This is a genomic window from Microbacterium sp. ABR10 (assembly GCF_057812175.1).
Genome location: NZ_CM173821.1, coordinates 2,768,014 through 2,780,665 on the forward strand (window position 1 = coordinate 2,768,014; position 12,652 = coordinate 2,780,665).

The window sequence follows — 12,652 nt, forward strand, 5'->3', positions numbered from 1 at the left end:
CTCCCGCACCCATCCTTCCAGGCGCGTTCTCGCACGGCATCCGGATTGGTCAGACCGTAACGGTCCAGAAACACGGGAAACGGGTGCGCGAAACGCCGACATCCCACAATTGGACCGACCAGGGGCCATCTGTGGAGGAGCGACCATGACCAACGAAGACAGCACGAACGGTGGCCGCGGTCTCGCGACGACCTGGAGGATCCTCCGCCACCCGGCGAGCCTCATCGCCCTCGCGGCGGTGCTGGGCATCGTCTTCGGCCTCGCCGCCGGAGAGTGGGCCGCGAACCTCAAGTTCGTCGGCGACCTGTTCATCCGCCTGATCCAGATGGCGATCGTGCCCCTCGTGATGGCCTCGGTGATCGTGGCCACCGGCTCCATGACCGGGTCGGGGATGGGACGTCTCGCCGGACGCACCTTCGCGTGGATGATCGGCTTCTCGGTCGTCGCCGCGATCGTCGGCTGGGCCCTCGCGACGCTCGTCCAGCCCGGGACCGGCATCGACTACTCCGGCACGGTCGATCCCGCCCTGCAGGAAGCCGCCGAGCCCGCGGGCTGGCAGGAGACGGTGCTCGGGTTCGTCTCGACGAACATCTTCAACGCGATGTCGACCGCGAGCATGCTGCCCATCATCGTCTTCTCGCTGCTGTTCGGGCTCGCGCTCAACGGCTACGTCCGCACGACCGGCAACAGGCTCGTCGTCACCCTGCTCGACCAGCTGCAGCAGATCATCCTCGGCATGATCCGCCTGGTCATGCGCATCGCGCCGATCGGCGTGTTCTGCCTTCTGGCCGCCCTCGCCGGCGACGTCGGCTTCGCGGTGGTCACCACAGCCCTGACCTACCTGGGGTCGACCCTCGCCGGTGTGCTCATCGTGACGGCGCTGTTCGTCGTCGTCGTCGCGCTGCGCACCCGGCTGAACCCGGCGGCCCTCCCCGGCAAGCTCGCCGAGCAGACGGTCATCGCCGTCACGACGACGAGCTCGGCCGTGACCTTCCCCACCGTGCTGAAGAACGCCGTCGAGAAGGTCGGGATCAGCCAGCGTGTGGCGAACTTCACCCTGTCGGTGGGCCTGACCATGGGCTCCTACGGCGCGGTGCTGAACTACACGATCGTGATCCTCTTCCTCGCCCAGGCCGGGCGCGTGGAGCTGACGCCCGGGCAGATCATCCTCGGCATGGCGCTGGCGATCATGCTGAACATGGGCACCATCACCGTCCCGGGTGGCTTCGCCGTCGCCGCGACCTTCCTCGCCACTTCGCTCGGCCTGCCGCTCGAGGCGGTCGGACTCCTCATCGCGGTCGACTGGTTCACCGGCATCTTCCGCACCTTCCTCAACGTCAACGGCGACACGATGGTCGCCATGCTGGTCGCGAACGGCACCGACGAAATCGACCGCGACGTGTACGCGGGGCGCAAGAGCGTCACGGCCGCCGCGGTGAATGACGGGGAGCTCTCGGAGAAGTTCGCGGTGGCCGACCGCGCCGACTGACGGTGCTCGCGCGACGGAGGGCCGACGTCATGTCGACTCTCCGTCGCCGCGTTGGGGCCCGCCGAAGCGACTCCCGCCTCACCACGCGTGCAGAACTCCGGAGAATGCGCGCGCATCGGGGCGGTTCTGCCCGGATCCCGCGAGGACCTACGGCTTTTCCGGAGTTCGGCCCGGCAGCCGGCGACCGTCGAGACCGGTCCGCGCCCGCGACTCGCGTACGAACACGGTCGACGCCGCACTTGCGTGCGCAACTCCGGAACATTCCGCCGCGCCGGCCACAACGGCCCGCGTATCGGCGGGATGAGGAGCGAGAACTCCGGAGTTGCGCCCGGCTCGCGGCCCCGCGCAATACCCCGCGCGTTCCACGCCTGTAGACGCAGAACCGCCCCGTCGGTCGGACGGGGCGGTTCGGGATCAGTCGATCACTCGCCGCGCGAGATCGCGATCATCTCGTCGCGGGGCACGACCTTGATGCGCGCGCGCTCGTGCGGGGCACCGAGGGCCACCTCGTGCTCGTCGAGGCGGTGCCAGCCGTCGAGGTCGGTCCAGCGCACGCCGCGCTCCGCGAGAAGAGCCGGGATGGCCGCCTCGTCGGGGTGGGCGGGTCGCCACCACTCGCTCTGGTCGTTGATGACGTGACGCACGGTCTCCATGGCATCCGACTTGGTGTGCCCGATGAGGCCGACGGGCCCGCGCTTGATCCACCCGGTGGCGTAGATGCCGGGCACGCGCGAGTTCGACTCGGCCGAGAGCACCTGGCCCTCGTGGTTCGGGATGACGCCGTGGCGCTCGTCGAAGGGAACGTCCTTCAGCGGCGAACCGAAGTAGCCGACCGCGCGGTAGATCGCCTGGATGGGCACCTCGCGGATCTCGCCCGTGCCGACGACGCCGCCCTCGGCGTCCGGTCGCGTGCGCTCGTAACGCAAGGCGGCGACCCGCCCCTCGGCGTCTTTCACGACCTCGAGCGGCTTCGCCCAGAAGTGCAGGTGCAGGCGGCGCGATGCGTCTCCCCCGGCACCGTTCGCGCCCGGGCGCGTGCGCCACTGCTGCAGCACACGGTCGATGACCTTGACCTGCTTGTTCGTCTCGACGGCGGCCTTCGAGGCCTCGTCGTAGTCGAAGTCCTCGTCGTAGACGACCATGTCGACGTCGCGCAGCTCGCCGAGCTCGCGGAGCTCGAGCGGGGTGAACTTCACGTGCGCCGGGCCGCGGCGACCGAACACGTGCACGTCGGTGACGGGCGAGGCCTTGAGGCCCTGATAGACGTTGTCGGGCACTTCGGTGGGCAGCAGGTCGTCGGCGTGCTTGGCGAGCATGCGCGTGATGTCGAGGGCGACGTTTCCGTTGCCGATGATCGCGACCGACTCGGCTTCCAGTGGCCACTCGCGCGGCACGTCGGGGTGACCGTCGAACCAGCTGACGAAGTCGGCCGCGCCGTACGAACCGTGCGCGTCGATGCCGGGGATGTCGAGGTCGGCGTCGCGGATCGCGCCGGTCGAGAAGATGACGGCGTTGTAGTGCTGCTTGAGGTCGTCGAGGGTGATGTCCTCGCCGAACCGCACGTTGCCGAACAGGCGGATGTCGCCACGGTCGAGCACTTCGCGAAGCGCCGTGACGACGCCCTTGATGCGCGGGTGGTCGGGGGCGACACCGTAACGAACCAGGCCGTAGGGCGCCGGAAGCTGCTCGAACAGGTCGATCGAGACGTCGAACTGACGCTCGGCTTTCAGCAGGATGTCAGCGGCGTAGATACCGGCGGGGCCGGCTCCGACGATGGCGAGGCGCAGCTTCGTCATGGGGTCCTCTCGATCGGGATCGGGGGGGGTGGAAATGTGGTCAGGCCGAGCGGTCGGCCACGGCCCGGGCGAAGCGCGTCAGCGCCTCGCGCACGGCGCCGTCGGGCAGCGGTGCGAGGGCGTCGATCGCGTCCTGCGACCACTGATGCGCGAGACGAAGGGTCTCGTGCGTCGTCTCGTGGTCGCGCAACTCCGCCAGAGCCGCGTCGAGGATCGCGGGGTCGGCGCCGTCGGCGATGCGTTCCTGCCCCTCGTCAATTCGGGCTCGCAGGTCTGCGGATGCCGCGTCGGATCGGTGCCCGAGCAGCAGGTAGGGCATGGTCGGCACCCCCGCCCGCAGATCGGTGCCGGGCACCTTCCCCGTCTCGGACGGGTCGGGCGACAGGTCGATCACGTCGTCGAGCAACTGGAAGGCGACACCGGCCTTCTCGCCGAAGACGACCATGGGCTGCTCGTACTCCTCGGGCGCGCCCGAGTAGATGACGCCCGACTGAGCCGCGGCGGCGATGAGCGAGCCGGTCTTGTCGGCCAGCACCTTGAGGTAGTAGTCGACGGGCTCGTCGCCGTCCTGCGGACCCACGGTCTCGTGCATCTGGCCCAGCACGAGACGCTCGAAGGTGTCGGCCTGCAGCTGGATCGCGCGCTCGCCTCGGCGGGCCATCAGTTGACTCGCGCGGGCGAAGAGCAGGTCGCCGGTGAGGATGGCGATGTTGTTGCCCCACACCGTCTGCGCGCTCGGCACACCGCGGCGCTTGTCGGCACCGTCCATGACGTCGTCGTGGTACAGCGAGCCGAGGTGCGTGAGCTCCAGCGCCGTGGCGACCTCGACGACCTCGCGTGTGGTTCCCTGGCCGAGCTGGGCGGTGAGGATGGCCAGCATCGGCCGTACCCGCTTGCCGCCGGCCTCGTACAGGTAACGCGCGGTGACGTCGGCGAGCTTGTCGGCGCTTCGCACCTCGCCCTCGAGCTCGGTCTCGACGAGCGCCAGCCCCGCCTCGACGGTGGCGAGAAGGGTGCGCGAGCGGAGGCCTGCGAAGATGCGGTCACTCAGGCCCAGCTTGCCGGACAGGCGGGAGCCGGCCGCGGGCGGTCTCGGGGTCACGCTGTCAGCCTAGCCTGGCGCGCCGAAGGGCAGCCGCGGGTATCTCGACGGTTGACAGCGCTCCGCTGGGGAGAAGGCGTCGGGCCGGGGGCCGGAATCACTCCGCGGGACGGATGCCGCGGTGCAATGCCACGATGCCGAACGAGAGGTTGCGGTACTCCACGTCATCCCATCCCGAGTCGCGCATCCAGCGGGCCAGCGTCGGCTGATCGGGCCAGTCGCGGATCGACTCGTTCAGGTAGTCGTAGGCCTCGGCGTTGCTGCTCACGGCCTTCGCGACGATCGGCAGCACACGGCCGTTGTAGAACCGGTAGAGGCCGTTGAAGACGGGGGACGGCGGGTGCGAGAACTCGCACACCACGATGCGGCCGCCGGGTCGGGTCACGCGGCGCAGCTCCCGCAGAGCCCGGCGCGGGTCGTTGACGTTGCGCAGGCCGAACGACATCGTCACCGCGTCGAACTCGCCGTCGCTGAAGGGGAGGTCGGTGGCATCCGCCTGCACGAACTCGAGATTCGGCACGTCACCGTGACGACGACGCCCCTCGGCGATCATGCCGCGCGAGAAGTCGGCGGCGACGACGTGGGCCCCGCTCGGCACGAACGCCATCGAGGAGGTGCCGGTACCGGCGGCCAGGTCGAGGATCCGCTCGCCCTTCTTCGGAGCTACCGCCCGCAGGGTCGCGACGCGCCACAGCCGGTCGTTGCCGAGGCTGAGAACCGAGTTGGTGCGGTCGTAGGCGGCGGCGACCTGGTCGAACATGCCGCTGACGCGCTGCGGGTCTTTGCCGAGGTCGGCGCGGTTGGGGTCGCTGCTCACCCGTCGAGTCTAGGCCGGGGCGACGGGGCGGTCGCCGGGGCTTGCGAGAGCCGCGAGGCGCTCCAGCCAGGGACCGGTGATCGCGTCGGAGAACGGTGCCTCGTGCGCGCGCACCCGTCGCTCGAGGTCGGTCGCCACGGCATCCAGGTGGTCGACGATGTCGAGAGGGTAGCCGTAGCGCACGCGGTGCTCGTCCCACTCGTCGCGGTCGTCGATCCACGTACCGCGCCCGTCGGTGCGGCGCACGACGTCGAGGTCCATGTCGATGCCGCGGGGAACGCCGTCGTCGTGCCAGCGCACGTCCCACGCCAGGTCGATGTAGACGGCGACGGGATGGGGAGACGCGTTGTGCGTGAAAGCCCAGTCACCGCTCGCCGGCACGAGTGTGACGTTGGGCTGGCGGCACACGAAGGCAGCTCCCGGCCGGGCACTGCGCCACCCCACCTGCTGGCCGAACCACTCGCCCCATTCGTCGGAACCGAGGTAGACGCTGTCCTGCACCCAGTGCGGCGAGCCGTCCCATTTGCGCCACTCGAACAGCAGGCGGGTGCCGGGGGCGGGTCGGGGATCCATGGTTCGGAGTCTAAATCGGGTATCGGCACCGGTCTCCGCGACCCGCCCCGCGATTCAGCGCGGCAGAACCCGACCGGAACCGCCGGGTCGACCCTGCCTGCGTCGAGGGACCTCCGTTGTGTCGTGGATCGGCGCGCGGCCTCGGCGAACGCGACGGGTCTACGCTGAAATCGTGCTCGAACCCGCGGATGACGTCGTGCCGCGCCTGCGCGTGGTCACACGCGAACTGCCTCCGATGGATGACGTGCTGGCCTACACGACCTCTTACGACCCCCTGTTCTGGAGTCGTCGGGGTGAGTCGCTCGCGGCCTTCGGCGATCTGCTGACGCTGCGCTATACGGGCGAACGCCCGGGTGATGCCACGATCTCGGAGCGCTGGCGGGCGATCGCCGCGGCCGCCGAGGTCGACGACCCCGTGCAGCTGCCCGGAACCGGTCTCGTGGCCTTCGGATCCTTCGTCTTCGACCCGCGGTCCGAGCGCGAGAACGTGCTGCGCGTCCCGGGCATGATCGTGGGCCGCCACAGCGGACGTGCGTGGGTCACCCGCCTCGCGTTCGACGACACCCCCGACGAACCCGAGCCCGAGCTGCCGCCCCGCTCCCCCTTCGGACCGCACTGGTCGGCGACTCTCGGCCCCGGCCTGCAGACGGCCGAGAAGTACCAGGATGCCGTCCGCCAGGCCATCGAGGCCATCGGCGCCCGCGAGGTGGCCAAGGTGGTGCTCGCCCGCGACATCGTCGGCACCGTCCCCGCCGGCTCCGACCTGCGTCGCCTGGTGCGCTCGCTTCTCGAGGGCTACCCCGACTGCTGGGTGTTCGCCGTCGACGGCCTCATCGGCGCGAGCCCCGAGACGCTGGTGACCGTCTCGGGCGGCACGGTCACCGCGCGAGTGCTCGCCGGTACCGTGGCTCGCGGCGGAGACGCCGACGCCGACGTCGCGGCATCCATCGGTCTCAGTCGGAGCACGAAAGACCAAGACGAGCACCGCTTCGCCGTGCAGAGCGTGTTGAAGGCCCTCGGCCCGCACACGTCGTCGCTGGCCGCCGAAGACCAACCCTTCACCCTCAAGCTCCCCAACGTCTGGCACCTCGCCACCGACGTCGAGGGGGTTCTGAGCGCCGACGCGTCGTCACTCGATCTACTGTCGGTGCTCCACCCGACGGCCGCCGTCGCCGGCACTCCGACGGCTGCGGCGATCGAGGTCATCCGCCGACTCGAGCCGTTCGACCGCGGGCGGTACGCCGGCGCCGTGGGCTGGACGAGCGCCTCGGGAGACGGCGAGTGGGCCATCGCCCTGCGGTGCGCGCAGATCGACCGCGCGGCCCCGTCGTCGCCGACGGCGCCGATCACCGCCTACGCGGGGGCGGGAATCGTGTCCGAGAGCGTCCCCGAATCGGAACTGCTCGAGACGCGGGTCAAGTTCCGCCCCATCGTGGAGGCGCTCGCCTGACCACGCCGCGGATCGACGCCAGAGATCAGGATGCCGCGAGCCGGCGCTTCTCCTCCTCGACGTCGTAGTCGGCCGCCGGCCACCGCGGATCGATGTGGGTGAGCGCGCCGGTGAGCAGCTGCTGCACCGCGAGACGCGCGTACCACTTACGGTCGGCGGGCACGACGTGCCAGGGCGCGACCGGTGTCGACGTGCGCTCGATGGCGACCTGATAGGCCTCCATGTAGTCGTCCCAGAGCTCGCGCTCGTCGACGTCGCCGGGGTTGTACTTCCAGTGCTTCTCGGGGCGCTCGAGACGTTCGGCGAGACGCTCGCGCTGCTCGTCCTTCGAGATGTGCAGCATCACCTTGACCACGCGGATGCCCATCTCGGCCGCCTGCGCCTCGAAGGTGACGATGGCGCCGTCCGGCGTTCGATCTCGTCGGCCGGGGCGAGGGAGCGCACCCGTCCGATGAGCACGTCTTCGTAGTGGGAGCGGTCGAAGACGCCGAGGCGTCCGGCATCCGGCAGGCGCTTCTCGATGCGCCAGAGGAAGTCGTGCGACAGCTCTTCGGCGGTGGGCTTCTTGAACGAGGCGAGCTCGACGCCCTGGGGATCCACGGCACCCACGACGTGTCGAACGATCCCGCCCTTGCCGGCGGTGTCCATCGCCTGCAGCACCAACAACACCGAACCCGTCGCCGTGCCCGCGACGCTCTGGGCGAAGAGACGCCCCTGCAGATCCTCCAGCGGCTCGCGGCCCGCATCGAGGTCGGCTTTGCCGGCAGCCTTGTCGCCGTCGTACCCGGGAGTCGACCGCGGGTCGATGTCGGCCAATCGGAAACCCGGCTCGACCCGGAGTGCCTCGGCGGCGGGGGTGGACCATCTGCTGCTCGCGCTCATCCCGACATCGTGCCGCGGCGTCCGGGGAGCGCACCACCCCGTTGACGGGCGGGATCAGCGCGGCAGGGGGACCTCGATGAGCTGACGCCCACCCGTCGGAGCCGTGAGTACCTGGTCGAGTGCGACCCGGGTGGTGCAGCGGTGGTACTCCCAGCCGAACGCGAGCGCGAGCTGCTCCAGCCGCGCGGTGTGCGGGGTGTACTGCACCCGCGCCATCGCGTCGGCACCGGCGATCCCCGCCACCTCGAGACCGTCGAAGATCGTGCCGCCGCCGTCGTTGCCGACGACGACCTGCAGCCGCGGCTCGGCCTCGCCGGGGGGAAGCAGCAGCGCGCCCATGTCGTGGAGGAACGCCAGGTCGCCCAGCAGCAGACGCGTGACGCCCGGGCGCTCATCGACCTGGCTCGACAGCGCCACCCCGGTCGCCGTCGCGATCGTGCCGTCGATGCCCGCCAGGCCGCGGTTGGCGTGCACGGCCACCTTCTTGCCGCCGAGCAGTTCGTCGGCGACGCGCACGAGCCGCGACGAGCCGAAGACGAGACGGTCGTGGGGCCAGGTGGCACGCCAGAGCGCATCGACGAGGGCGGCGCGGTCCAGCGGCGCACGCATCACCTCCACCTCGGCGCTGATCGCCCCGAGCCGTTCGTGCGGAACGGCGGATGCCAGGCCCTCGGCATCGGGGGCGCGTGGCGACAGATCGACAGCCGCGTCGCGCGACGCGCGCATCCACTCCCCCAGCCACGTGCGATCCGCCTCTCCCGTCACCCGGACGGCGTCGACCGCGACGGTCGTGCCGTTGAGGTTGACGGGCTCGCCGGGTCCGCGCACGGCGAGAACCTCGACATCGTCGCGCCCGAGCAGCAGGGCGACCTCGCGACTGAGCGTCGGACGCCCGAACAGCACGACGCGCTCGATCCGGCCGCCCAGCGCCGGTTCGCGCAGCAGCGCGCGGTAGCCGTGCACGATCTGACGACCGAAGCGCGCACCGCTGACGATCTCGGCGACGAGGGGAAACCCGCCCGCGTGGGCGAACTGCTCCGCCGCGGGCCCCGCATCCGCGCCCGCGACGACGATCGTGCGCGGGCCGGTCTCGATGCGATGCGCGGCCTCGGGATCGGGGGCGACGTCGGCAATGCCGATCCCCCCTCCTCCCTGGTAGAGCGCTCCGGACGCGTCTTCGCCGGTGTCGGGGACCGTCTCGACGGCACGGGATGCCGCCCGCTCGGCGAGCCAGGTCGGCACGGCACCCGCGAGAGGCTCGCGGAAGGGCACGTTGACGTGCACGGGCCCGGCCGCGCGCATGCCTTCGCCGAGCGACGCGGCGAGCGCCTCGCCCGCCACCGCATCGAGGGCGGCGGTCTGCTCGCCGGCGCCATCGACGTCGATCGCCTCGGGAACGGCCAGGTCGGCCTCGAACCGCACCGCCGAGCGGAACAGCCCGGGCTGGCGGGTCGTCTGATTGGCGCCGACGCCGCGAAGCTCGGGGGGACGATCGGCCGTGAGCAGCAGCAGGGGTACACCCGCGTGGTGAGCCTCCAGAGCGGCGGGCAGGAGGTTCGCGACGGCGGTCCCCGAGGTGCACACCACGACCGCCGGTGTGCCCGTCTCCCGCCCGATGCCGAGGGCGGTGAACCCGGCGACGCGCTCGTCTACGCGCACGTGGAGGTGGATGAGACCCGCGCTCTCCAGTTCAGCGGCAACCAGGGCCAGTGCCTGCGACCGCGAGCCGGGACTGACCACGACGTGGCGAACGCCCCGGGAGACGAATCCGGCGAGGAGCGCTGCGGCAGCGTCGGTCGCGGGCACGCCCGAGCGATCGTTCAGCGAAGCCACGACGGCTCAGCCGACGGCGCCGCGCTGACCGCGGGTGTCGTCGTCGCCCTTTCCCGGGGGGTTGTCGGGATCGGTCGGCTTCTCCGGCGGCTGCGGGTCGTCGGCCTCGGAGTCGAGCTGTGCGAGCTCCTCCTCGAGGCGGCGGATCCGCTCGTCCTGGTCGGCACGAGCCGTCGCCGTCATACGCCCGAGGAATTCGGGGTCGTCGTCGGGGGCGCGCCGTGCGGCCGCCGTCTTGCTCGCTGCGCGGCCACGGCCGATCACGAACCAGAGGATGCCGCCGAGCACCGGCAGCAGGATGACGATCGCCATCCATGCGCCCTTGCTCACCCCGCGGTGACGAGAGGGAGCCTGCACGGCGCAGTCCACGATCGTGTAGACCCAGAAGACGGTCGCCACGAGCGCCAGGATGAGAAGCAACCGTGCCATGCGCTGAGTCTACGTGCGTCTGCTGGGCGACGGCCCGGAACCACGGGGCCCGCACTCCGCCGTAGACTGACAAGATGCGTGCTCGTTCGGCCCTCGTCTACACGGTGCTGCGACTTCTCGCGTTCCTGGTGCCGCTCGGCGTCCTGCTGCTGTTCCCCGTCTTCCAGGAACTGCCCTGGCTCGCGGCGATCTTCGCGGCCCTCATCGGCTTCAGCCTGTCGCTGCTGTTCCTGCGTCGTCCGCTCGACAACGTCACGGGCGGTCTGGCCGAGCGTCGCGCACAGCGCGCCGCCACCGGTCGCCGCACGGGCGCCGAGACCGACGCCGACGCGGAGGATTCCGCTCTGGATGCCCCGCACGCCGAGGGCGACGACGCCGGCCGCTGATCAGACCGGGGGCGGGGCTCGAACCGCAGGGCGCGCCACTTGCCGCGGTGACGCTCGCCGCGGGGCGGGAGCCACGTCGCAGTCGAAGGGTGTGTCCGCGAGCGCGGGGCGACACAGCGGGTGAACCGCGGATCGTGGGTCTCCACTGCACAACATGGCTCTGCCCTGATGATTGCGCCCCCAAGACCGACTGCCACCCGACGCAGCGAGGGTCTGGCCGACGCGAGGCTCACCTATCGCGTACCTCACCCTGCAACGGCACCCGTCGACCCCGAAACCTCCGACCGTGCTTTGCGATGTACTCGCCTGAGGAGCCGCCGCCCTGGCCTCCGCATGAGTCGCTGCACTGCACCGACGCCTCCAATAAATGGACGGAGATCACCCGTGGACACGCCTAATGAGAAACCGCTGCACGCGCCGACAATGACTCACCTCGCGCCCTCGGCGAGCGCGATCGGACGGAGGACAGTTCTCGCGGGTGCGGCGTTGAGCGTACCCGCGGTCGCCCTGACCGTCGGGACGCCTGCCTTCGCAGCGTCGGGCCCGCGCCTCGCCCTCTCCGCACCCTCCACCCTGGTCGCTGCAAGCGGCGGCACCACTGTCACTGCGACCGTCAAGACCGCCGACGGCGATCCGGCCCCCGGCGAAGTAGTCACCTTCTCCGGCCCGGCAAACTCATCTTTCTCCCCGGCCTCACCCACCACCGACAGCGCCGGGAAGGCGCAGACATCGTTCGACCCGGGAGACAGGTGGGCGAAACCCGGGTCTTCCGTCGCGATCTCTGCGGTGTCCAGCTCCGTCAACGCCTCGCAGTCCTTCACCGTCGCCGGTTCCAATGCGGTGGTTTTCGGGAGGTACGAAACCCCGACCCCGACGCAAACGGCTCTCGTCTTCCCCTCCCCCGTCGTCAGCGCTATGGCCGGAGGAGACCCGACGAACACTTTCGCGTCCCCCTACTTCTCCGTAGCGCTCCTCGAGGACGGCACTGTCTGGACCACGGGCTCGAACGACTTCGGACAGCTCGGCGATGGAACCACTACCGCACGGTCGACCTGGGCGATGGTTGCCGGACTGTCGCAGGTCGTTCAGATCGCCGTCGGAATCGCCGCCGTCGGCGCGCTTCGCTCCGACGGCACCGTCTTCGCGTGGGGCTTGAACACTCGAGGTCAGGTGGGCGACGGGACCACCGTCAATCGGCCGTCTCCCACTGCGGTGGTGGGACTGCCTTCGAAAGCCACGGCGATCGCCAACAGCGGCGGTAGCCTGTTCGCGCTTCTCGACAGCGGCACGCTCATGGGCTGGGGGCGCAACTTGATGGGAGAACTTGGTATCGGCACGAAGACGAACAGCAGCTTGCCGGCGCAGGTGCAGGGGCTCCCCTCCGCTGTGCATTCCATCGCGGCGGGGTATCTCACGCCGTACGCGGTGCTGTCCGATGGTTCCCTGTGGGCGTGGGGGTTCAACGACGTTGGCCAAATTGGGGACGGCACACAGACTGACCGGTCAATTCCGACTATCGTCACCGGTCTGACCTCGAACGTCGTCCAGGCGGCAGGCGGAACCCGGAATGCATACGCCCTGATGGCGGACGGATCCGTTCAAGCCTGGGGATCGGTGGCCCAGACGAACACACCTGCTCCTTGGGGCGGTCTCAGCTCCGGCGTGCGAAACATCTTCGCGACTTCCGAGCTTGGTTACGCGGTCCTCGACGATGGCAGCGTCAAAGCGTGGGGATGGAACTCCGAAGGTCAGATCGGCAACGGTACGGCAGCCTCCACCTACGAACGTTCCCCCCTGCAGACCATCCTCCCCGCGGGACGGACGGCCCGCCTGACGCAGTCGAGCTCGACGACGGCGTTCACTACGTACGTGGTGCTCAACGCCTAGCGGTACCT

The 12,652-nt window shown here is 70.2% G+C and carries 10 protein-coding genes and 1 pseudogene; 4 read left to right on the top strand and 7 right to left on the bottom strand.

What is annotated here, in order from left to right; translation table 11 throughout:
- The first annotated feature begins 145 nt into the window (after window positions 1–145).
- The gene (locus ACXKZF_RS12880; RefSeq protein WP_488984448.1) at window positions 146–1,489 is read left to right on the top strand and encodes a dicarboxylate/amino acid:cation symporter; all 1,344 of its coding nucleotides are present in this window, start codon (window positions 146–148) and stop codon (window positions 1,487–1,489) included.
- Between the two features lie 422 nt (window positions 1,490–1,911).
- Here ACXKZF_RS12880 and ACXKZF_RS12885 read toward each other — a convergent pair whose 3' ends face one another.
- The 4 genes from ACXKZF_RS12885 to ACXKZF_RS12900 all read right to left on the bottom strand — a co-directional run bounded on the left by ACXKZF_RS12885 (window position 1,912) and on the right by ACXKZF_RS12900 (window position 5,777).
- Window positions 1,912–3,285 (bottom strand): FAD-dependent oxidoreductase, encoded by a 1,374-nt coding sequence (locus tag ACXKZF_RS12885; RefSeq protein WP_488984449.1) that lies wholly within the window; start codon window positions 3,283–3,285, stop codon window positions 1,912–1,914.
- A 40-nt stretch (window positions 3,286–3,325) separates the two neighbouring features.
- Window positions 3,326–4,387, bottom strand: a complete 1,062-nt coding sequence (locus tag ACXKZF_RS12890; protein ID WP_055955787.1) for a polyprenyl synthetase family protein — start codon at window positions 4,385–4,387, stop codon at window positions 3,326–3,328.
- Between the two features lie 97 nt (window positions 4,388–4,484).
- Window positions 4,485–5,147, bottom strand: a complete 663-nt coding sequence (locus ACXKZF_RS12895; protein ID WP_488986002.1) for a class I SAM-dependent methyltransferase — start codon at window positions 5,145–5,147, stop codon at window positions 4,485–4,487.
- 66 nt (window positions 5,148–5,213) lie between these two features.
- Entirely contained in the window at window positions 5,214–5,777 is a 564-nt protein-coding gene (locus ACXKZF_RS12900; RefSeq protein WP_055955780.1) for a DUF402 domain-containing protein, read from the bottom strand.
- Between the two features lie 235 nt (window positions 5,778–6,012).
- Between ACXKZF_RS12900 and ACXKZF_RS12905 the strand changes: the two genes are divergently transcribed.
- The gene (locus ACXKZF_RS12905; RefSeq protein WP_243223894.1) at window positions 6,013–7,227 is read left to right on the top strand and encodes an isochorismate synthase; all 1,215 of its coding nucleotides are present in this window, start codon (window positions 6,013–6,015) and stop codon (window positions 7,225–7,227) included.
- 25 nt (window positions 7,228–7,252) lie between these two features.
- Here the strand turns inward: ACXKZF_RS12905 and ACXKZF_RS12910 are convergent.
- The 3 genes and pseudogenes from ACXKZF_RS12910 to ACXKZF_RS12920 all read right to left on the bottom strand — a co-directional run bounded on the left by ACXKZF_RS12910 (window position 7,253) and on the right by ACXKZF_RS12920 (window position 10,371).
- Window positions 7,253–8,109 (bottom strand): annotated as a pseudogene (locus ACXKZF_RS12910) (PPK2 family polyphosphate kinase).
- A gap of 54 nt (window positions 8,110–8,163) precedes the next feature.
- Complete coding sequence (gene menD / locus ACXKZF_RS12915; RefSeq protein ID WP_488984450.1) at window positions 8,164–9,942, bottom strand: 2-succinyl-5-enolpyruvyl-6-hydroxy-3-cyclohexene-1-carboxylic-acid synthase; 1,779 nt, start codon at window positions 9,940–9,942, stop codon at window positions 8,164–8,166.
- Window positions 9,943–9,948: 6 nt separating this feature from the next.
- The gene (locus ACXKZF_RS12920; RefSeq protein ID WP_488984451.1) at window positions 9,949–10,371 is read right to left on the bottom strand and encodes a PLD nuclease N-terminal domain-containing protein; all 423 of its coding nucleotides are present in this window, start codon (window positions 10,369–10,371) and stop codon (window positions 9,949–9,951) included.
- A 74-nt stretch (window positions 10,372–10,445) separates the two neighbouring features.
- Between ACXKZF_RS12920 and ACXKZF_RS12925 the strand changes: the two genes are divergently transcribed.
- Together ACXKZF_RS12925 and ACXKZF_RS12930 are read left to right on the top strand one after the other, a co-directional pair.
- Window positions 10,446–10,757 carry a DUF4229 domain-containing protein gene (locus tag ACXKZF_RS12925; protein ID WP_488984452.1) on the top strand — a complete coding sequence of 104 codons (312 nt, stop codon included), beginning with the start codon at window positions 10,446–10,448 and terminating at the stop codon, window positions 10,755–10,757.
- 384 nt (window positions 10,758–11,141) lie between these two features.
- On the top strand, window positions 11,142–12,644 hold the full coding sequence (locus ACXKZF_RS12930) for an RCC1 domain-containing protein (protein WP_488984453.1): 1,503 nt from the start codon (window positions 11,142–11,144) through the stop codon (window positions 12,642–12,644).
- Window positions 12,645–12,652: the final 8 nt, after the last annotated feature.